We start from the raw sequence: 19,782 nt of genomic DNA on the forward strand, positions 1-19,782 counted from the left end.
AGCGAAGCCGCTCCACTTGCCCAAACTTCATATCTGCAATGTGCTCCGCACCAGACATGAATGCCAGAAGTGACGAAGTACTGCTCGGTTCACTCCAGTCAGTTCTTCACGTCCGTCGCAGCTGGACGTCGTCGGTTCGGACGTGGGCGGCCCGTCGCGAAGCGAGACGATGAATTGTCTGGCGTGACGCTCGTTTGACGCTTCGAGTTCCCGTACGCGGGACAACGGGCGGACAGACTGCCTCTGACCTGGGCTTTTTGGTGACCCGTCCAGGCCGACACCTTTCAGATGACGCATCGTGTGGAGCGTGTTGCGATACCGGGGTCTGCCATGCAGACGGCCTGATGTGCTGGGCCGCAGTTCACCTGCGAGTGACGCATGAGGCCGCACGCCCGCCGTGTTCATCCTGGTGCGGCGCGAAGGAAGCTGCTCATGGACTGATGTCTTGCGGCGGTGTTTGGTCCGCGACTGGTCCGGGAGATGCCCCTGGAGGTGCCAGACGGGATGGCGTCCCCCCGAATGGTGTAGCGGTGATCTCTGCATAGCCCCTGGTCATGGGACGGCCATCGCGCAACTCTCCGAGTAGCGAAGCTCGTTGAGAGAGGTGACACGATGGCCTTGTCCCAGCATGACTTACTCCGGCTCATGGAGTCACTGCGTACGGCGGACGGAATCGAGTTGGTGCGGGTTCTGGCCCAGCGGATCCTGCAAGAACTCATCGAGGCGGAGGCCACTGCCCAGATCGGGGCCGAGCCGGGAGAGCATGCCGAGACCCGTACCACCTGGCGCAACGGGCACCGCGAGAAGCTGCTGACCACGCAGGCCGGTGATATCGACCTGGCGATCCCCAAGGTGCGGACCGGCACCTTCTTCCCCAGCCTGCTTGAGCGCCGGCGCCGCATCGACCAGGCGCTCTACGCGGTCATCATGGAGGCATATGTGCACGGGGTGTCCACCCGCTCGGTGGACGACCTGGTCAAGGCCCTGGGCGGCGACACCGGGATCTCCAAAAGCGAGGTGTCCAGGATCTGCGCCGACCTGGACGAACAGCTCACCGCCTTCCGCGAACGAACGCTGGACCACGTCCGGTTCCCCTACGTCTATCTGGACGCGACGTACTGCAAGGTGCGGGTCAACCACCAGATCGTCTCCCAGGCCGTGGTCATCGCCACCGGCATCACCAAGGACGGCAACCGCGAGGTGCTGGGCGTCATGGTCGGCGACAACGAGACCGAGGCATTCTGGAGCGAGTTCCTGCGCTCGCTGAGGGCCCGCGGCCTGTCCGGAGTGCGGCTGGTCATCGCCGACCACCACTCCGGCCTGGTCGCCGCGATCCGCAAGATCATGCTTGGCGCTGCCTACCAGCGGTGCAGGGTGCACTTCCTGCGCAACACCTTCGGCGTGATCACGAAGGGCTCCGGGGAAATGGTCGCGGCGACGATCCGCACGATCTTCGCCCAGCCCGACTCCCCAGCCGTCCGCCGGCAGTTGGACGAGGTCGCCGACATGCTCGGCCGCCAGTTTCCCAAGGTCAAAGAGATGCTCCTGGAAGCGAAGGACGACCTCACAGCATTCGCTGTCTTCCCGGCCCAGCACTGGAAGAAGATCCAGTCGACGAACCCGCTGGAACGGATCAACCGCGAGCTCAAGCGCCGCACCGACGTGGTGCAGGTCTTCCCGAACCCGGACTCCCTGCTACGACTGACGACCGCCGTGCTCAACGAGATGCACGACGAATGGATCGCCTTCGGCCGCCGCTACCTCTCCGAGGACAGCATGGACAAGATCTACAACGACGACGAACTACCCGCCGCTACACCATCACAAGGGACATGACCCCGCCGCAACCCCCGCGACCGCTGTCAGGTCCGCTGCATGCCCTTCCTCCAGGGCTGCCTGCACGACACTTGCGGCCGCAAGTGCTCCACGGGCTGCCACCACCGCGACGCCGATCAGCCCACAGACAAGGCCAACTAGGAGCCAGCCGAGGGCTACCGCGGCTGCCGACCAGACGATGAGGGCGGCGCCCAGCAGCACCACAAGAAGCAGCAGGGGCAGCGCCACGGCACGACGGACACAGCGCACCGTGAATGCGTCGGTCCGCGGAGGCTGCCGTCTACGGCGGCCGGTCGCGGCCGGCTGTGTCGGGAACACGCTGTCAGGCATGGGAAACCTCGTCAGTGGGGGAGGAGGCCAAGAGTGCTGAGACGTCAGGTCGCATCAACTCGCCCCCGAGTCGCACACGCCCCATGTCGCAGACGCCATCGGCTTCTCCAACCCTTCCGGTGGCGTGGGATCGAGGGCCGTTGCCGGGCCTCTCTCCACTTCTGGGGGAGCGGGGACGACCGCATACGTGGTCCGGCCGTCGTGCGTGGTGCCCCATCGCTGCGACAAGCACGCGACCAGGAACAGTCCGCGTCCGCTCACGTCGTTGGTGCCGGCGCGTCGGCGGCGGGCCGGGGCCCGACTTCCGTCGGTGACCTCGATGCGGACCTGATGGCTGCCGTACTGCACCCGCAACTTCACAGCCCCAGAGCCGTGCTTGATGGCGTTCGTCACCAGCTCGGAGACGATCAGCCGGGCCTCTTCGACTGTCGGGTCCGGCAGAGCCCACCGCCTCAGCAGCGCCGCCGACGTATCGCGCGCCGCGGCGACGTGAACATCCACCGGCGACATGGCCATCTCGAATGTCCGCGACATCGGCTGTGGCACGTTGCTAACGGCTGTAGGTTCGCCGTCAGCCGTGCCCGGGTGGTGAGGCGTTGCTGCGCGGTACGTGGTCATACCCACATCGCACCGTGGCTTCGCAATGCAGACCAGGGGAAACATCAGGGGGGAAAAGTTTGTCAAGGGGGGAAAGCGAAGGGGGAGTTGGGGCCAAGATTGGAATCCCCCACCGACTGAGGTCACACTCATGCCAGTAGATCCGTTTGCCGAGCTACTCCGTCAGCTGCGCCGTGAGGCGGAGCGATCGCAGGACGAACAGGCAGACGCGATCAACACGGTCTCGGGCAGGGCGACGGTGACCCGCCGAGAGGTCAGTCGGTACGAGAACGGTGAAAACGTCCCTACGAACCACACGCTTGGACACATCGCTGTGGCCTGCGGCGTCCCGGTGGAGTCGATCCTGCGGGAGGCGAAAGCCGCCCGTGCCAGGCGGAGAAGGAGGGGCGATCGTGAAGGGGAGGATCCGGACGACATGAAGCGTCGAACGCTCCTTGGGGGCGCCATCGTCGGGGCGACTGCCGCGGCCGAACCGTGGGGTCGGCTCGCCTATGCGCTCAACAAGGGAGCCAGGATCGACCCCGAGTCCGCGTCCGTGCTCATTGACCACGCAGCTGGATTGCATCTGGACGAACTGAGCGAAAGTGCGCGCAGTCTGCAGAACCGCGTCGAGTCACACCTTGATGCGATCACAGCAGCTCTTCCCCGAGCCGGTGAACACGAGCGAGCGCTGACCATCGCAGCGGGCGAAACCGCGGCTCTCGCCGGATGGGTCGCCTGGGACCTCGGAGAACACGACAAGGCCGCCGCCTACTACCGCGTGACCTCGGAGTGCGCGAAGGAGGCCGGGCACCCGCCTCTGCGCGCCCTTGCGCTTGGATACGCAAGCTATGGCGCGACTTCCCCGGCTGGGGCGCTGGAGATGTTGTCACAGGCGGCACAAGACGTACGCGGGCATGGCAACGCGACTGCTGCGGCTTGGGCTTTGGGACGGTATGCCGAGGAGGCGGCTCAGGCAGGGGATGGTGCCGGCGCTCACCGTGCCTTGGAGAAGGCGAGGTTCGCGTATGACTTCGCGAATCACACGAGCGAGCAGGCGTGGGTTCGCTTCGTGACGCCGTACCGGATGGACTCACTGGCGCTTTCGGTATACGGCGAACTCAAGAGCCAGGAACTAACGGTCACAGCCGACTCTGCGGTCGATCGTCTCGGTGGGGAACTGCCTGACTCTGGAGTGGTGGTTCTCGGGGACCTGGCGTCGGCGCTGCTCCGAGGCGGCGACGTAGACCGCGGGGTCTACGTCGCGCGCCAATTCGCCGCGGCCACGGCGTCAAAGCCCAACACCATGGGGCGTCAGCGAGCGCAGGGCATCGCTGGCTGGCTGCCCGACACGGAGCGCGAACTGGCGGACCACTTGCGGGCGTTCGCCTCGTGAGCCGTCCCGGCGAGCAGGCTCTGTGACGGTGAGGGCGCCGGGTGGCGTGCCCTACTGCGGGTGAGTTTCCTCGACCACCCAGGACAGGTACGCCTCCGATCCTCCGGTCACGGGCAGCGTGATCCACTGGGGGACGTCATACGGATGCTTCTCATGCAGCCACGCCTCCAGCGCCGGCAGTCGGTCCGTTGAAGTCATGTACGAGATGCGCCACTCCTGAGCCGTCTCGACCTTCTCCTTCCACCAGTAGAAGGCGGTGATGGGCGCATCGATATGAACGCCTGCTGCCAACTTGCTCTCGACTGCGCCTCGGGCCAGCGCTTTCGCTTCGTCCTCGTTGGCACTGGTCGTCTGCGCGATCACGATCTCGTGGGGCATGCATCTACCTCTTCGGCTCGGGTACCGCGACCCTACCCAGCCGTCCAGCGCACGCTGAAAGCTGGTCGCTACCGAGATCGGTCAGTATGCAGCGCGCCGTTCAAGGTGGCGCTTCGCTTCGACATCATGGTGAAGGCCCTCTTGTCGTGGAGGCCGTGGTAACAGATTCGTGAGCAGACCCTGGCGGGAGTCTTGGGCTTCAACGGATCCGTGGCAGAACGGCTCCACCCGGCTATCGGCAGACATTCGCCCAGGGCAGACAACAAGTAGCGCCGAAAGACTGGAAGTCTGCGCCCAGACGATGCCAATGTACAACTTACCGAAAACGCCAGGCCAGGTGGTGCTACTGCTAGGCGCGACAAAATTCCCGAACTCGGGCGGCCAAGGGGGCCCGCTAACCGAGAAGTACGTATCGGATATCTCGCTGTTGCAGCGAGGGCGGTCGCGTACTGCCGCAGGGGTCCATCCAAAGTCTTTGAGGGAAGTGCTGAGGGGGCTTCTGGTCTGGAGCGGCAGGGGGAGATCGCGGGTGGATTTTAGGTGACGATCGCCGGTTAGCCAAACCGGCGGAAGCCAGGACCATTGATGAGTGCCCACCTGTCAACGCACGCCCCGCGAACGGTGGGTGCAACCCACTTGTGCCTCGCGGTGAGTTGAACTGCGTGGCGCTGTGGGCGTTCGACGCTCTATCAGTGAATTGGGGAATCGTCATGGCCCGCCCTCCCGCACTCAAACTTGTTGAAGTTCTAGCTGAAATTCGGATGAGCCCGTCAGCCTTCTACCGCATGAGGGCTCGCGGCGACGCGCCCCGAATGGTGAAGCTTCCAAACGGAGAACTCCGGTGCAGGCGCAGTGACCTGGACACCTGGTGGGATGCATGCGAAAAGGATTCAAGTAAGTGGCAATGAGCTACAAAGTTCGCTTCTGGGAGATACGTGAGCGTGTCGACCGTCGTAAGGGATTTGAAGTCCGCTGGACTGTCGACAGCCGCGAGAAGTCGGAGTCCTTCCTCACCAAGGGACTCGCGGAGAGTCGACGCGCCAAGCTGATGACGGCAGCACGTGATGGTGAGCCGTTCGACCCACGGACTGGTCTGCCGGCTTCTGAGCTCCGTGCGTTGAAGCAGCGAACCACTTGGTACGTCCTGGCGCGTGAGTACATCGAGCAGCGGTGGGACAGGACGCCGGGGCCCACGCGCCGCACGCTTGCGGATGCGTTGGCCACCATCACGCCCGCTCTTGTCGAACGGGATGCTGTGCCGAGTGCGCCCCAAGGGCTGCGGCGTGCCCTCTACTCGTGGGCGTTCAACAAGAAGGCTTGGGACTCGGACCCACGTCCGGAGTGGCAGACGGCACTCGAATGGCTGGAGCGAACGTCCCTACCGGTGAGCGAGTTGGAGGACCCTGATCTGCTGCGCCGTGGCCTCGACGCCTTGTGCCGCAAGATAGACGGGAGTTCCGCTGCAGCCAAGACAGCGACGCGCAAGAAGGCTGCCGTCAACGAGGTATTCGGATTTGCAGTGGAGCGGGGGTACTTCGGGCAGAACCCCCTGACCGGCCTTCGATGGCGGGCGCCTGATGTCGCCGACGAAGTGGATCCGGACTGCGTCCCCAACCCCACCCAGGTCGCGCGTTTGCTCGCGGTGGTCAAGGACCTCCCAGGGCGTGGTCCGCACTTGTACGCCTTCTTCGGTTGCATGTACCACGCCGCGATGCGGCCCGCTGAGGTCATGCATCTGCAGAAGTCACAATGTCGGCTCCCGGCTTCCGGCTGGGGCCTGTTGCACCTGAAGGGGGGTGTGGTGCCTGCGGGCAAAGAATGGACCGATGACGGTGCTGTGTACGAGGTCCACTCCTTGAAGCGGAGGGCCGCGAAGGCTACACGTCCGGTCCCGATCCCGCCTGTGCTTGTCGGCATGCTGCGTGAGCACATTGAGCGCTTCGGAGTAGCCCCGGACGGGCGCATCTTCCGTAACGGCGCCGACAACTACATTGACGCAGCAGCGTACGGCATCACCTGGCGGCGGGCGCGCGAGGCAGCACTGACGCTCGATGAGCATGCACTCCAACTTGCCCAGCGCCCCTACGACTTGCGCCACGCGGGCATCTCATTCTGGCTGGCCTCCGGTGTTGATCCGGCCGAGTGCGCTCGCAGGGCATGGCAGAGCATCCAGGTCCTCTTCCGTTTCTACGCCAAGTTCCTGGCCGAGGCGACCCATCACGCGAACAGCCTTATCGAGGACTCGATGCGTCAGTGGGAGACGAGGGCCGCTGCAGAGCGGAAGGCTTAGGAACTCGGACTTGGCCCGGAAATGCCCCGGAACAGCTGGTCGGAGGTGGGATACGGGCGGGAAATTTCGGGAGGAAGCGTGTATCTCGCTCGCGTTGCCGTCGATGACATCGGGACGGCGCCTGACCAAGAAAGGCCAGGTCAGGCGCCGTTTCATGCCCCCTAGAAGAACCCGAGCTTCTGTGCCGAGTAGCTCACCAGAAGGTTCTTCGTCTGCTGGTAGTGGTCCAGCATCATCTTGTGGTTCTCGCGGCCGATGCCCGACTGCTTGTAGCCGCCGAATGCCGCGTGCGCCGGGTACGCGTGGTAGCAGTTGGTCCAGACGCGGCCCGCCTGGATCGAACGGCCTGCCCGGTACGCCGTGTTGATGTCGCGGGTCCACACTCCGGCCCCGAGGCCGTACAGCGTGTCGTTGGCGATTTTGATGGCGTCGTCGTAGTCGGCGAAGGGGGCGACCGAGACGACCGGGCCGAAGATCTCCTCCTGGAAGATCCGCATGCGGTTCTGGCCCTCGAAGATGGTGGGCTGGACGTAGTAGCCGCCCGCCAACTCGCCGTCGTACTCGATGCGTTGGCCGCCCGTGAGGACCTTCGCGCCCTCCTGCTGGCCGATGTCCAGGTACGAGAGGATCTTCTGGAGCTGGTCGTTGGAGGCCTGGGCGCCGATCATCGTGTCGGTGTCCAGGGGGTGGCCGGGCTTGATGGCCTCGGTGCGGGCGATCGCCGCTTCGATGAACTCGCTGTAGTGGCCCTGCTGGATGAGCGCGCGGGACGGGCAGGTGCAGACCTCGCCCTGGTTGAGGGCGAACATCGTGAAGCCCTCGAGGGCCTTGTCGCGGAAGTCGTCGTCCTTGGCCCAGACGTCGTCGAAGAAGATGTTCGGGGACTTGCCGCCGAGTTCGAGGGTGACCGGCTTGATGTTCTCCGAGGCGTACTGCATGATCAGGCGGCCCGTCGTGGTCTCGCCCGTGAACGCGACCTTTGCCACGCGGGAGGACGATGCGAGCGGCTTGCCGGCCTCGACGCCGAAGCCGTTGACGATGTTGACGACGCCTGGCGGGAGCAGGTCCTTGACGAGGTCCAGCCAGACGTGGATCGACGCCGGGGTCTGTTCGGCCGGCTTGATGACCACCGCGTTGCCCGCCGCGAGGGCCGGGGCGAGCTTCCATGTCGCCATCAGGATGGGGAAGTTCCACGGGATGATCTGCGCGACGACGCCGAGCGGCTCGTGGAAGTGGTACGCGACCGTGTCGTCGTCGATTTCGGAGAGGCTGCCCTCCTGTGCGCGGACCGCGCCCGCGAAGTAGCGGAAGTGGTCGATCGCCAGGGGGATGTCGGCGGCCAGGGTCTCGCGGACCGGCTTGCCGTTCTCCCAGCTCTCCGCGACCGCGAGGAGTTCGAGGTTCTGCTCCATGCGGTCGGCGATCTTGAGGAGGATGTCCCCGCGGGCGCCGGGCGCCGTGCGGCCCCAGGAGGGCGCGGCGGCGTGCGCGGCGTCGAGGGCGCGTTCGACGTCCTCGGCCGTGCCGCGCGCGATCTCGGTGAACGGCTGTCCGTTGACGGGGCTCGGGTTCTCGAAGTACTGGCCGCGGGCGGGCGGCGCGTACTCGCCGCCGATGAAGTGGTCGTAGCGGGCCTGGTAGGAGACGACGGAGCCCTGGGTGCCGGGCGCTGCATAGCGGGTCATGGTGGCTGGCCTCCTGTGCGGCTGCCCGCCTTTGGGCAGCGTTCGCAGGGGACGCTAGGAGCGCGGACGTTGCAGTTACGTTGCGTGCGCGCTGCGGGGGCTACGTCGCGTAGGGGCCCGGAGTGCGCAGTTCGTCGTCGAGCGCGGCGAGGCGGGACAGGACCGGCGGGGTCGGGCGGATCGCCGCGAGCGCGCGCCAGGCGTCCAGGTCGTCCTCGCCCCACGGGGCGTGCACCCAGTCGGCGAGCAGGTCGGGGTCGCCGCGGGCGATGAGCGCGGCCCGGAGTTCGTCGGCGAGGCGGTGCCGGATGCGGGCCACGGCGGGCGCCTGCGACGTCGGAAGGAGCGGTCCGCTGTACGCGGATGCCGCCGCCGTGACCGCTCCCGAGGCGAGGCGGCGCTCGACCGTGGTCAGGTCCGAGTCGACCGGGGTCGACAGCCGGTAGGGGCGCGAGCGCAGCACGTCGGGCCCCAGCACCCGGCGCAGCCTGGCCAGTTCGGCGCGGAGCGTCACCGGCGTCACGGACTCGTCCTCGTACAGGAAGCAGAGGAGTTCGTCGCCGGTCAGGCCCTCCGGGTGGCCGGCGAGCAGGACGAGGAGTTCGCTGTGGCGGCGGCTGAGGCGGAGCTTGTGGCCGTCCGGGGTGAGGAGGAGGGCCTCGTCGCGGCCGAGCGCGGTCAGGCGCAGGGCCGGTTCGGTCGTGCGCGGCGGGGCCAGGAGGGCGAGTTGGGTTTCCGCCGCGCGCGCCACCGCCTGATCGAACGCCAGGCTGTGCGGGTGCGCGAGGCGGTCGCCGCCGGTGATGTCGATGGCGCCGAGCAGGCGCCCGGTGCGCGGGTCGTGCACGGGGGCCGCCGCACAGGTCCACGGCTGGACCTTGCGGATGAAGTGCTCGGCCGCGAAGACCTGTACCGGGCGGTCGACGGCGACGGCCGTGCCCGGCGCGTTCGTGCCCATCGCCGACTCCGACCAGCGGGCGCCCGGCACGAAGTTCATCCGCCCCGCCGCCTGCCGCGTACGCGAGTGCCCCTCCACCCACAGCAGCCTGCCGTGCGCGTCGCACACCGCGAGCAGATGCTCGCCGTCCGCGGCGAACGTGCCCATCAGCTCGCGGAACAGCGGCATCACGCGGGCCAGCGGGTGCTCCGCCCGGTAGCTGCCCACGTCGCCTTCGGGCATCTCCACCGACGCCGAGGCGTCCGGGCTGACGTGCGCGCCCGCCGAGCGGCGCCAGGACGCGGCGACGACGGGGCGCACGGGGCGGGCCACGGTGCCCGCCGCGGTGAACCGGTCGTGCGCGCGGCGCAGCGCCCGGACCCGCTCGGACGGATCGGTGCCCGGCTCCAGGGCGACCCACTGTTCGGTCAACGCGGCCTCCAGGCGGGATCCTTCGCGACGGTGCGGTGGCGCGACCATCGTCACCCCGGGGACGCGGGCCGACAAGGAGCGGAACACGGATCGGGCGATTCGGCACATGCCACTCACGCGTGTGGAGACGACCGCGCCCGCCGGGATCAGGAGGCGGCGACCAGCCGCATGTACCGGTCCCAGTCCCAGTAACGCCCGGGATCCGTGTGGTCGGCGCCGGGCACCTCCACGTGGCCGATGATCCGCTCGCGGGTCTTCGGGATGCCGTAACGCGTGCAGATCGACGCGGTCAGCGCCGCCGACTCCCGGTACATCGCCTCGGTGAAGTACTCCGGTTTGTCGACCCACCCCTCGTGTTCGATACCGACGCTGCGCGTGTTGTAGTCCCAGTTCCCCGCGTGCCAGGCGACGTTCTTCTCCCGCACCATCTGCGCGATGTGCCCGTCGGAGGAGCGCACGACGTAGTGCGCGGAGACCTGCTTGGCCGGGTTCTTGAAGATGTTGAGCGTGGTCGCGTAGTCCTCCTGCGTGACGTGCACGATCACGAACTCGACCGGGTACGACAGCGGGCGGCTGGCCACCGTGTAGTTGGACTTGCTCGCCGGAACGGACTCGGCCTTCGGGTAGTCCACCGTCGCCAGTGGCAGGGCGTCTGCCCTGCCCGTGGCCAGCAGTGCGGTGGGCGCCGCGGCGAGCGCGCTGAGTTGGAGCAGCCGGCGGCGGCTCGGGAATGATCCATTTGCTCGGTCCATGTCAATCCTGCCTCTCGGGTCACCGGTGGGGCGGGGCTCAGTGGGGCGGGTGCGGTGCTGTGGGCGTGAGTGAGGTGGGTGAGGTGGGGGGAGCGGGAAGTGGGGAGTTGGGGGATTGAGGGAGTGGGGATTGGGCTGGGTGGGGGAGTGGGGTGGGTGGGGGTCAGAGTTCGGGGCGCGGCAGGGTCGCCGCACTCTCGCGCAGCCGCGTGTGCAGCCCGCGGTGTGTCTCGCGCGGCGGCAGCCATTCCTTGCGAAGTTTGGCGACGCACGTGTAGTTGGTGTCGCAGACGTTCGCCAGCGGTGACTCCACGGTCTGCGTCACGAACTGGTACGCGTCCAACTCGCTGAAGTCGTAGTCCCGTACGAGCCACTGGACCAGGTCGAGCTGGGATATCCGGAAGGCGTCCTCCAGCGGGCGGGCCGAACCCGTCGAGACGATGTGCGTGTCCGACTCGATGCGCGGCCACGGCGTCGCCACGCCCTTGAGCAGTTCCACGATGACGACGGTCCGCATCGCGCACTCCACGGCCACGCCGCAGGTCTCTCCCTCGCCCTGCCGCGCGTGCCCGTCGCCGAGGCTCAGCAGTGCGCCCTCCACGTTCACGCCGAGGTAGCAGGTGACGCCCGCCCGCATCTCCGGCGTGTCCATGTTCCCGCCGTGCGCGTCCGGCACGAGCGCCGAACGGACCTCCAGATTCGCGGGCGCGACGCCGACCGTGCCGTGCATCGGGTCCATCGGCAGATCGGCGGTGAACTCGCTGTCCCGCGCCGCGAACCGGGCGGTGCGGCGCGCCCGGTCGAGCTGCCATATCCAGACGGTCTCGGGGAGCGGCGGCTGCAGCGTCGCGGTCGTGTGCGTGGATGTCAGCGCCCCGAACAGCGGCACCGTCGTGGACGCCGCCCAGTCGCGCGCGGGCTCCACCGACACGAAGTGCACCGCCACGGTGTCGCCCGGCTCGGCACCCTCGATGTGGAACGGACCGGTCTGCGGGTTGAGGAAGGGGAACTCGCAGACCTCCGAGACCAGATCCTTCTCCGAGCGGACCCGGCCCCCGAAGCAGTCCTCCGTGAACAGGTCGAGCGCCGTACCGGGAGCGATGCGCGCGACGGCCGGCGCGCCGCCGAACGTCCAGGCGTACTCGCCGGGCTGCGGCCGGACGGTCAGCATCCGGAGATCGCTCATGAGGACTGCGCTCCGCTCTGTGGGGAGTGGGTGAAGGGCGAAGGGAGGTCGACGATGCCGAGCACCAGCGATATGCCCGCGGCGGAACACGCGTAGACCTGGCCCGGCCCCGATCGCGGCCCGATGTTCTCCATGACGTCCCCCGACACAGGAATCCCCCTTCCCGTGCGCACGCCGCCACCCGTCGGATGGACGGGAGCCCGGCGCCTCGCGTGAATTACGTTACGGGGCCCTCGGGTTGGGGCGGAAGAGGGCACAGAAGATCTGTGGACAACCGGTGCAATGTGAACAACCGCATGTCAGAGGTCCGAACCAGTGGCGCGTGGGGGAGGGGTGTCCAGGCGGCATCCCTCCCGACGGTGGAACCCGACCCGCCGTCGGGCGGCCGAGTGCCCTCCCCTCGGGCGGTCGCTCCGCCGTCAGGCAGTCACCCCGCCGTCAGGCAGCCGCGCCGTGCTCAGACGGCGCTCGTCCTCAGACAGCCGCCGCCCCCATCGGGTCGTCCAGCACCGCCCGCACCACCGAGTGCGCCGCCCCCAGCAGCGGCCCGTCCGAACCGAGGCCCGAGGTGATGACGCCGTCCTCCGGGGACGCCGTGCGGCGGGTCAACTCCCGTTCCAGGGAAGGGAGAAGCCAGGGCGCGAGGTGGGACAGTGCGCCGCCGAGGACCACTGCACGCGGGTCCACGAGGTTGACCGCACCGGTCAGCGCGATGCCGAGCGCGGTGCCCGCCGAGCGCAGCGCCCGGCGCGTCGCGGTGTCACCGTCGCCGGCCCGTTCGGCGAGCAGTGACACCCGGTCGGGCCCCGGCTCGATGCCCGCGGCGCGCAGCACCGCCTCCTCACCCGCGTACTGCTCAAGGCATCCGCGCCCGCCGCACGGGCACGCGGGTCCCTCCGGGCGCACCGGTACATGGCCGAGTTCCCCCGCGAACCCCCGTGTTCCGCGCAGGAGTTGACCGTCGACGACGAGCGCCGCGCCGATGCCGATCTCCGCGGACACGTGGAGGAAGTCGGCGGGGGAGTCCTCGGCGAGCCACAGTTCGGCGAGGGCGCCGAAGTTCGCCTCGTTCTCGACGGTGACCGGCACGTCGCCCGGGAGCAGGGACGCGACATCCGTGTCGTGCCAGTCGAGGTTGGGGGCGCGCACGACGGTCGTGGTGCCACGCGACACCAGGCCCGGCACGGCGATCGCGAGCCCGGCCGGACGCAGCCCGGCGGCCTGCGCCTCGCCGGTCACCTCCCTTACCAGTTCCGTGAGTTCGGCCAGTACGGGCTTCGGTGCGCGCCCCCGGTTGCTCACGCGGCGCCGTGCCCGCGCCCGCACCTCGCCCCGCATGTCCACCGCGCACACCGCGAGATGGTCGACGCCCACCTCGGCGCCGAGCCCGGCAGGGCCCTGACCGCTGACGGCCAGCGCCGAGCCCGGCCGCCCGACACCGCCCGGACGCTGCGGCCCCAGCTCCTCCAGCAACCCCGCCCGGATCAACTCGTCGACAAGCGTGGACACGGCTGCCCGGGTCAGGCCGATGTGCTGCGCCACCGCGGCCCGCGACAGCGGCCCCTCGGCGGCGACCGTGTACATGGTGCGGGACAGGTTGCGGCGGCGCATGGCCTGCTGGGTGTCGGGCGTGCCCGGTCGCGGCCGGTGCAGTGGTGCGGTCATACGCTCATGCTCCCAGGGGCGGTGAGGGTGGGGTCTTCCGGAGGTGTGCCAACGCGTCGGGTGGGCCAACATGTCGGGTGGGCTAACGCGTCGGCTGGGCTGACGCGTCGGCTGGACCAACTCGTCGGGTGAACCGACTCGTCGGCTGGGCTAACGCGTCGGGTAGATCAACTCGTCGGGTGGGCCGACACGTCGGCTGGGCCGACACGCCAGCTGGGCCAGCACGTCGGCTGGGCTGACACGCCAGCTGGGCCAGCACGTCGGCTGGGCTGACACGCCAGCTGGGCTGACACGCCAGCTGGGCCTCACTCGTCGGGAGGCCCCCCGTCGAGTGGCCCCACCCGTCGAGATGCCCACCCGTCGGGAGGGCCCCACGCGCCGAGTGGCCCTCCCTCGTCACTCGCCGAGTGGACCTCACTCGCCGGGAGGCCCCACCCGTCGGCAGGGCCCGCTCGTCGGCAGGGCCCACTCGTCGAGTGGGCCTCACCCGTCAGATGGACCTCACCCGTTCCCGAGAAGCGCCCCGCCCCTGGACCTCACCCGCTCCCGAGAAGCGCCCCCGCCCCCGCAAGCACCCCCGAGATCCGCTCCAGCGTCGCCTCGTCCCTCCGCTCCACCGGATCGAGCAGCGGACCGCGCGCCGTGTCCCAGCGGCGGGCCACCGCCCCCGGGTCCTCGCCGGTCAGCACGCCCGCGGCCTGCGCCGCCGCCCCCAGCGCCACCAGTTCGCCGGCCTCGGGCACCTGTACCGCCCGCCCCGAAAGGCGTCGCACCGTCTCCTGCCAGGCCGTCCCGCGCGCCCCGCCGCCGATGAGGAGCAGGGGAGCCGCGGGGTCGGCGTCCGCGTCGAGCACCCGGTCGAGCGCGCCGAGCAGGGCGTGCACCGCACCGTCGTACGCCGCCTGCAGCAGCTGACCGCCGGTCGTGTCGTGCCGCAGACCCGTCAACAGGCCAGACGCGTCCGGCAGGTTGGGCGTCCGCTCGCCGTCCAGGTAGGGAAGGATCGTCGCCGTGCCTCCCGCCTCGACCGCCTCCCGGTCAAGGCCGAGCAGCGCCGCGATCCGGTCCACCGCGAGCGTGCAGTTCAGCGTGCAGGCCAGGGGCAGCCAGTCGCCGCGCGCGTCCGCGAAACCGGCGACCGTGCCGGAGGGGTCGGCCGGCCGGTTCCGCGACACCGCGTACACCGTGCCCGAAGTGCCGAGGCTCAGCACGGGAGTTCCCGGCAGCAGGCCGAGGCCGAGCGCGGCGGCCGCGTTGTCGCCGGTGCCGGCCGCCACCAACGTGCCCTCCGCGAAGGGGAGTTTGCCGTCCCTCGCGCGCACCGTGCCCGCGACCTCGCCGGGTGCCACCACACGCGGCAGGAGCGCCGGGTCCAGCCCCACGCGCCCGAGCACCTCCTCGTCGTACGCCTCGGTCGACGAGGCCCACCACCCCGTACCGGACGCGTCGCCCCGGTCCGTCGTGCCCTCACCGGTCAGGCGTCCGGTGAGGTAGTCGTGCGGCAGTCGGACCGCGGCCGTGGCGCGCGCCGCCTCCGGCTCGTGCTCGGCCAGCCACGCCCACTTCGACACGGTGAAGGAGGCCGCCGGCACGACGCCGAACCGCTCCGCCCATGCCTTCGCCCCGCCCAGCTCGTCCACGAGGCGGCGGGCCTGCGGCGCGGAGCGCACGTCGTTCCACAGCAGCGCGGGCCGCACCGGCCGTCCCTGCGCGTCGAGCGTCACCAGGCCGTGCTGCTGCCCGCCGACCGACACCGCCGAGGCGCGCCGGGCCGCGTCGCCGCACTGGGCGAGCGCCTCGCGGAGCGCCCGGTACCACTCCTCGGGGTCGCTCTCGCGGCCCGCGCCCGAGGTCACGGTGTGCGGCGCCTGTCCGCTCGCCACGGTCGCGCCCGTCGCGACATCGACGACCAGGACCTTCGTGGACTGCGTGGAACTGTCGACTCCTACGACGAGGGGTCCATCGGCAGCTGACATGCGGCTCTCCTGAAATCTCGGGAAATCTGGGTCTGTGGTGCGGTCGGCTCTTCCCAGCGGCGTTCCCGCATACTAATTTGTAAAGCGCCATGACGAAATAGTTGGCGAGGGAGCCGCAAGATGACGTACCAGCCCACCCCTGACGACAAGTTCACCTTCGGTCTGTGGACCGTCGGCTGGCAGGGCCGCGACCCGTTCGGCGACGCCACCCGTCCGGCGCTCGACCCGGTGGAGTCCGTGCAGCGCCTGTCCGAGCTCGGCGCCCACGGCGTGACCTTCCACGACGACGACCTGATCCCGTTCGGTGCCTCCGAGACCGAGCGCGAATCGCACATCAAGCGCTTCCGGCAGGCCCTCGACGCCACCGGCATGGTCGTCCCGATGGCCACCACGAACCTGTTCACGCACCCGGTCTTCAAGGACGGCGGCTTCACCGCCAACGACCGTGACGTGCGCCGCTACGCCCTGCGCAAGGTCATCCGCAACATCGACCTCGCCGCCGAGCTCGGCGCCGAGACCTATGTCGCGTGGGGCGGCCGCGAGGGCGCCGAGTCCGGCGGCGCCAAGGACGTCCGCGACGCCCTCGACCGTATGAAGGAGGGCTTCGACCTTCTCGCTGATTACGTCATCGAGCAGGGCTACGACCTCAAGTTCGCCATCGAGCCCAAGCCGAACGAGCCGCGCGGCGACATCCTGCTGCCGACCGTCGGCCACGCCCTCGCGTTCATCGAGCGCCTGGAGCGGCCCGAGATGTTCGGCGTGAACCCCGAGGTCGGCCACGAGCAGATGGCGGGCCTCAACTTCTCGCACGGCATCGCCCAGGCACTGTGGGCGGGCAAGCTCTTCCACATCGACCTCAACGGCCAGACCGGCATCAAGTACGACCAGGACCTGCGCTTCGGCGCCGGCGACCTGCGCGCCGCGTTCTGGCTCGTCGACCTGCTGGAGCAGGCCGGCTACGAGGGCCCGCGGCACTTCGACTTCAAGCCGCCGCGGACCGAGGACATCGACGGAGTGTGGGCCTCGGCCGCCGGCTGCATGCGCAACTACCTGATCCTCAAGGACCGGGCCGCCGCCTTCCGCGACGACCCGGAGGTCCAGGCGGCCCTGGCCGCCTCCCGACTCGACGAGCTCGCGCAGCCGACCGCCGCCGACGGCCTGGCCGCGCTGCTCGCCGACAAGAGCGCCTTCGAGGAGTTCGACGTCAACGCCGCCGCCGAGCGCGGCATGGCCTTCGAGCGCCTCGACCAGCTGGCGATGGACCACCTGCTGGGCGTGCGCGCCTGACGCGGCAGGGACAGAAGGGCCGCGACCGGCCGGACGTGCGGCGTCCGGTCGGTCAACTTCCCTGAGGGGCTCGCGCGTGGGGCCCGATGCGGCAATTCTGGAGTGGTGTCCTTACCGCCGATGCCGCCGCAGCCGCCCCCGCCGCCGAACGACGCCCCACCGCCGGGCGGCTTCGGTGCGCCGCCGCCCGACGGGCCGCGCCGCACCGACCGGCGGATGTTCCTGGTGATCGCGACGCTCGTCGCCCTCGTGGTGATCGTGGGTGCCGTCGTCCTCGTGACGACCCGCGACAGTTCCTCCGACGGCGACAAGAAGTCGCCCGACAAGAGCAGCGAACAGGCCACGCGCTCGCCCCGTATCCCGAGCAAGCTGCCGTCCTCGCTGCCCAGCAACCTGCCGAGCGAGCTCCCGAGCGGCCTGCCGAGCGAACTGCCCTCGGAGCTCCCCAGCGAGCTGCCGAGCGAGTTGCCCAGCGAGTTCGGCGGCTGAATCCGCCGGTGCGACGGCCGACAGGTGCGCCTACAGGGCTGTGCTCACAGCACTGTGCTCACAGGACTGCCCTTACAGGGCGCCCTTCGGCAGCTTCACGTGCGTCACCTTCGTCTCGACGCCGCTGTCCACGAGCCGCCCGTCCGCGTCGAACGCCCCGTCGCCGTCGCTCATCCCGAAGTCGTTGTCGTTGATCAGGGCGAGAGTGTCGCGTCCCGCGAGCGCGATGCCCTCGATCTTGTCCGGAACGGCGTCGACCTTGTTCAGGTCCACCACGAGGTGCTTGTCGAGGACAGGAACGCCCCGCGCCGCCGGATCGGCCAGCTGCTCCAGGGACGGGGACGTCGCGTCGTCGTCCCAGCGCCCGCCCAGGATGTCGGCGCCGCGCGTGAGCCGCACCTCCTGAAGGCGGGCCGCCTTGTCGGTGCGCTCCTCGACGAGGAGCCGGTCGCCGCCGACCGCGACCACGGAGGAGATCTTCAACTCGGAGGGGTCGTCCTCCCCGGGGTCCACCACGTCCACCGGGTCGAAGCGGTACGCGTACTCCGCCGTGACAGCCTGGCTCTTCGGTGAGAACCGCAGCAGGCGCGTCGTCCGCGAGGCGTCCCCCGCGTCCGTGTCCGGCAGCGACAGCGGGCTCTGCACCGCCAGCACCAGGTCCCCGCCCGGCAGTTGGGCGAGCCCCTCGAAGCCCCGGTTGGTCTTGCGGTGCAGCAGCACGGACGGCAGCGACTCGACGACCGGGTAGTCGGCGCCCCGCAGGTTCAGGCCCTTCGGCACGTGCCGGGCGAGGACCTGGCCGTCCGCGGAGACATGCACGAGCGAGGGGCCGTACTCGTCGACGAGCCAGAAACTGCCGTCCGCCGCGCGCACGATGCCCTCGGTGTCGAGACCGTTCGGGTTGTACGAGAGCGGGGACCTGGCGTCGTAGGAGTACGGCTTCTCGTCGCGGGCCTCCTGGTTCGACAGGCCGGTGACGGGCTTGCCGGACTTCGTGGTGAGCGGGATCGCGTCGAGGACCTTCACCTGCTCGCCGGTGACGCGGATCTTCACGATGGCCGGGTCGAAACCGGGCACCGGGAACGTGCGGCGCTTCGTGCCGTCGACCTTGATCTGGCCGTTCGGGCCGCGGTCGGTCACCGTCCAGAACTCGCCCTCGCGGCCCGCCGGGTAGAGGTCCGAGCCGATGCCGCCGAGGTCCACGCCACGGTCGTCGTCGACCGTGCCCGGCAGCAGGGTGTTGCTGAATTCGCCGAGGGGCAGGTCGCCGAGCGTCGCGCTGCCGGTGACCTCGGCCGCGCCGGACCCCGTGGGCGCGCCCGTCGCGGCCGGCGCCACCCCGAGTGCCACGAGGGCGGCGAGCGGCACACCCGCGGCGACGGAACGGCCGAGGGCGCGGCGCTTACCGGGGACGAGCGGGGACATGGGGCCTCCTGAGGCGCGGATACGGTGTACAGCGCACACGGTCGGCCCCCGCCCCGAACACGGAGTGACGCCAGGGTGAACAGGGCGGCTCAGGAAGGCGACTTGATCTCCACCGGGAAGGTCAGCCGCATCGACAGCCAGGCGTACACCGGGCCGAGCGCGTTCATGGCGACCACGCACACCCAGGCCGCCCACGGGTTGCCCGCCTCGAAGCCGAACCCGCCGAAGAACGTCGCGAAGTAGCTGGCGAACCCGAAGAACATGCCGGGGATGAGCGAGAAGAACCGGACCCGCCCGGTGTACATCAGCGCGCTGTTCAGGGCGAGGATGCACAGCGCCCCGAACGTGTTCCGGGCCAGCTGGCTCTCCCCGAAGGCCGTGCCCGCGTGGGTCTCCAGAAGCACGATGAGCAGCGCGTACGTGGAACCCACCGGCATCGCGCACCACAGCTTGCGCGCGCCGGCGAGGCTCGGGCCGCCCATCAGGAACATGCCCGCCCACGAAATGAAGATCGCCCAGGGCGGCAGATGCAGTGCGGTCCCGCCCACGAAGGCGGTCGTCGCGGCGAGCACCGATGCCACGATCTCGTGCGGAATCCGCTCCCGGACCACGGGTGTGGCCGGAGCGGTTGTGCTCGTGCCTGTCGTTGCCTCGGCCATGTCAGAGTACCCCGCCCGCGACGAGGGAACCGTCGAGTTCCGCGGAGACCGTCGAACGGGCCACCACCCGCCCCGACTTGACCACCGTGGTGCGCGCGGGCCGGTCCAGGAGCAGAGTGGCGTGCTCGCGGGTGTCCAGGACGACGAGGTCCGCGATCGCGCCCTCGTGCACCCCGTAGTCCGCTTCCGGAATGCCGATCACGCGCGCGGCGTCGTACGTCACCATGCGCAGCACCCGGCGCAGGTCGGCCGGGCCCGACAGGTGGGCGATGCGGGCGAGCAGCAGCGCGGTCTCCAGGACGTCGCCGGTGCCGTACGGGGTGAAGGCGTTGCGGATGTTGTTGGTGGCGCAGGCGGTGAGGATGTTCGCGTCCCAGAGTTCGCGCACGGGGGCCAGGCCCCGGCGCGGCGCCGTGTCGTCGCCGCGGCCGCCCAGGAAGAGATCCGTGGCGGGCAGCGGCA

Annotated in this window: 17 protein-coding genes; 6 read left to right on the forward strand and 11 right to left on the reverse strand. The window is 69.5% G+C overall.

The window, feature by feature from the left end:
- The first annotated feature begins 612 nt into the window (after positions 1-612).
- Positions 613-1,836, forward strand: a complete 1,224-nt coding sequence (locus OKJ99_RS38555; protein ID WP_326023086.1) for an IS256 family transposase — start codon at positions 613-615, stop codon at positions 1,834-1,836.
- A 384-nt stretch (positions 1,837-2,220) separates the two neighbouring features.
- On the opposite strand, the gene OKJ99_RS38560 is transcribed toward OKJ99_RS38555, so the two are convergent.
- The gene (locus OKJ99_RS38560; RefSeq protein ID WP_326023087.1) at positions 2,221-2,784 is read right to left on the reverse strand and encodes an ATP-binding protein; all 564 of its coding nucleotides are present in this window, start codon (positions 2,782-2,784) and stop codon (positions 2,221-2,223) included.
- A 130-nt stretch (positions 2,785-2,914) separates the two neighbouring features.
- Between OKJ99_RS38560 and OKJ99_RS38565 the strand changes: the two genes are divergently transcribed.
- A complete protein-coding gene (locus tag OKJ99_RS38565; RefSeq protein WP_326023088.1) occupies positions 2,915-4,159 on the forward strand; it encodes a helix-turn-helix transcriptional regulator in 1,245 nt (414 codons plus the stop codon).
- A 51-nt stretch (positions 4,160-4,210) separates the two neighbouring features.
- Here OKJ99_RS38565 and cutA read toward each other — a convergent pair whose 3' ends face one another.
- Positions 4,211-4,537: a divalent-cation tolerance protein CutA gene (gene cutA / locus OKJ99_RS38570; RefSeq protein ID WP_326023089.1), complete on the reverse strand. Its 327-nt coding sequence runs from the start codon at positions 4,535-4,537 to the stop codon at positions 4,211-4,213.
- Positions 4,538-5,247: 710 nt separating this feature from the next.
- Here cutA and OKJ99_RS38575 point away from each other — a divergent pair.
- Positions 5,248-5,445: a helix-turn-helix transcriptional regulator gene (locus tag OKJ99_RS38575; protein WP_326023102.1), complete on the forward strand. Its 198-nt coding sequence runs from the start codon at positions 5,248-5,250 to the stop codon at positions 5,443-5,445.
- A complete protein-coding gene (locus tag OKJ99_RS38580; RefSeq protein ID WP_326023090.1) occupies positions 5,442-6,827 on the forward strand; it encodes a tyrosine-type recombinase/integrase in 1,386 nt (461 codons plus the stop codon). Before OKJ99_RS38575 ends, OKJ99_RS38580 begins: the two co-directional genes overlap by 4 nt.
- Positions 6,828-6,988: 161 nt before the next feature.
- Here OKJ99_RS38580 and exaC read toward each other — a convergent pair whose 3' ends face one another.
- From exaC to xylB, 6 genes are all read right to left on the reverse strand, one after another.
- Complete coding sequence (gene exaC / locus OKJ99_RS38585) at positions 6,989-8,512, reverse strand: acetaldehyde dehydrogenase ExaC (protein WP_326023091.1); 1,524 nt, start codon at positions 8,510-8,512, stop codon at positions 6,989-6,991.
- Between the two features lie 100 nt (positions 8,513-8,612).
- Positions 8,613-9,881 (reverse strand): GAF domain-containing protein, encoded by a 1,269-nt coding sequence (locus tag OKJ99_RS38590; protein ID WP_326023092.1) that lies wholly within the window; start codon positions 9,879-9,881, stop codon positions 8,613-8,615.
- Positions 9,882-10,027: 146 nt separating this feature from the next.
- Positions 10,028-10,633 (reverse strand): N-acetylmuramoyl-L-alanine amidase, encoded by a 606-nt coding sequence (locus OKJ99_RS38595; protein WP_326023093.1) that lies wholly within the window; start codon positions 10,631-10,633, stop codon positions 10,028-10,030.
- A gap of 163 nt (positions 10,634-10,796) precedes the next feature.
- Positions 10,797-11,819 carry an acetamidase/formamidase family protein gene (locus OKJ99_RS38600; protein WP_326023094.1) on the reverse strand — a complete coding sequence of 341 codons (1,023 nt, stop codon included), beginning with the start codon at positions 11,817-11,819 and terminating at the stop codon, positions 10,797-10,799.
- Between the two features lie 474 nt (positions 11,820-12,293).
- The gene (locus OKJ99_RS38605) at positions 12,294-13,484 is read right to left on the reverse strand and encodes an ROK family transcriptional regulator (protein WP_326023095.1); all 1,191 of its coding nucleotides are present in this window, start codon (positions 13,482-13,484) and stop codon (positions 12,294-12,296) included.
- A 536-nt stretch (positions 13,485-14,020) separates the two neighbouring features.
- Positions 14,021-15,460 (reverse strand): xylulokinase, encoded by a 1,440-nt coding sequence (xylB, locus tag OKJ99_RS38610; protein WP_326023096.1) that lies wholly within the window; start codon positions 15,458-15,460, stop codon positions 14,021-14,023.
- Positions 15,461-15,580: 120 nt separating this feature from the next.
- On the opposite strand from xylB, the gene xylA reads away from it, so the two are divergent.
- Together xylA and OKJ99_RS38620 are read left to right on the forward strand one after the other, a co-directional pair.
- Positions 15,581-16,747 (forward strand): xylose isomerase, encoded by a 1,167-nt coding sequence (gene xylA, locus OKJ99_RS38615; protein WP_326023097.1) that lies wholly within the window; start codon positions 15,581-15,583, stop codon positions 16,745-16,747.
- Between the two features lie 105 nt (positions 16,748-16,852).
- On the forward strand, positions 16,853-17,236 hold the full coding sequence (locus OKJ99_RS38620; RefSeq protein WP_326023098.1) for a hypothetical protein: 384 nt from the start codon (positions 16,853-16,855) through the stop codon (positions 17,234-17,236).
- 72 nt (positions 17,237-17,308) lie between these two features.
- On the opposite strand, the gene OKJ99_RS38625 is transcribed toward OKJ99_RS38620, so the two are convergent.
- The 3 genes from OKJ99_RS38625 to OKJ99_RS38635 all read right to left on the reverse strand — a co-directional run.
- Entirely contained in the window at positions 17,309-18,661 is a 1,353-nt protein-coding gene (locus OKJ99_RS38625; RefSeq protein ID WP_326023099.1) for an esterase-like activity of phytase family protein, read from the reverse strand.
- A gap of 89 nt (positions 18,662-18,750) precedes the next feature.
- Positions 18,751-19,320, reverse strand: coding sequence for a DUF1097 domain-containing protein (locus OKJ99_RS38630; protein ID WP_326023100.1), 570 nt, complete (start codon positions 19,318-19,320; stop codon positions 18,751-18,753).
- Between the two features lies 1 nt (position 19,321).
- Positions 19,322-19,782: amidohydrolase family protein (locus OKJ99_RS38635; RefSeq protein WP_326023101.1), on the reverse strand; the 461-nt coding region annotated here is incomplete at its 5' end.

This window comes from Streptomyces endophyticus (assembly GCF_035798155.1).
Taxonomy (GTDB): Bacteria; Actinomycetota; Actinomycetes; order Streptomycetales; family Streptomycetaceae; genus Streptomyces; species Streptomyces endophyticus.

Excerpts from the sequence above, each read along its gene's own strand:
- OKJ99_RS38555 (WP_326023086.1), top strand. The coding sequence starts at position 613 with ATGGCCTTGTCCCAGCATGACTTACTCCGGCTCATGGAGTCACTGCGT.
- OKJ99_RS38560 (WP_326023087.1), bottom strand. The coding sequence starts at position 2,784 with ATGACCACGTACCGCGCAGCAACGCCTCACCACCCGGGCACGGCTGAC.
- OKJ99_RS38565 (WP_326023088.1), top strand. The coding sequence starts at position 2,915 with ATGCCAGTAGATCCGTTTGCCGAGCTACTCCGTCAGCTGCGCCGTGAG.
- cutA (WP_326023089.1), bottom strand. The coding sequence starts at position 4,537 with ATGCCCCACGAGATCGTGATCGCGCAGACGACCAGTGCCAACGAGGAC.
- OKJ99_RS38575 (WP_326023102.1), top strand. The coding sequence starts at position 5,248 with ATGGCCCGCCCTCCCGCACTCAAACTTGTTGAAGTTCTAGCTGAAATT.
- OKJ99_RS38580 (WP_326023090.1), top strand. The coding sequence starts at position 5,442 with ATGAGCTACAAAGTTCGCTTCTGGGAGATACGTGAGCGTGTCGACCGT.
- exaC (WP_326023091.1), bottom strand. The coding sequence starts at position 8,512 with ATGACCCGCTATGCAGCGCCCGGCACCCAGGGCTCCGTCGTCTCCTAC.
- OKJ99_RS38595 (WP_326023093.1), bottom strand. The coding sequence starts at position 10,633 with ATGGACCGAGCAAATGGATCATTCCCGAGCCGCCGCCGGCTGCTCCAA.
- OKJ99_RS38600 (WP_326023094.1), bottom strand. The coding sequence starts at position 11,819 with ATGAGCGATCTCCGGATGCTGACCGTCCGGCCGCAGCCCGGCGAGTAC.
- OKJ99_RS38605 (WP_326023095.1), bottom strand. The coding sequence starts at position 13,484 with ATGACCGCACCACTGCACCGGCCGCGACCGGGCACGCCCGACACCCAG.
- xylB (WP_326023096.1), bottom strand. The coding sequence starts at position 15,460 with ATGTCAGCTGCCGATGGACCCCTCGTCGTAGGAGTCGACAGTTCCACG.
- xylA (WP_326023097.1), top strand. The coding sequence starts at position 15,581 with ATGACGTACCAGCCCACCCCTGACGACAAGTTCACCTTCGGTCTGTGG.
- OKJ99_RS38625 (WP_326023099.1), bottom strand. The coding sequence starts at position 18,661 with ATGTCCCCGCTCGTCCCCGGTAAGCGCCGCGCCCTCGGCCGTTCCGTC.
- OKJ99_RS38630 (WP_326023100.1), bottom strand. The coding sequence starts at position 19,320 with ATGGCCGAGGCAACGACAGGCACGAGCACAACCGCTCCGGCCACACCC.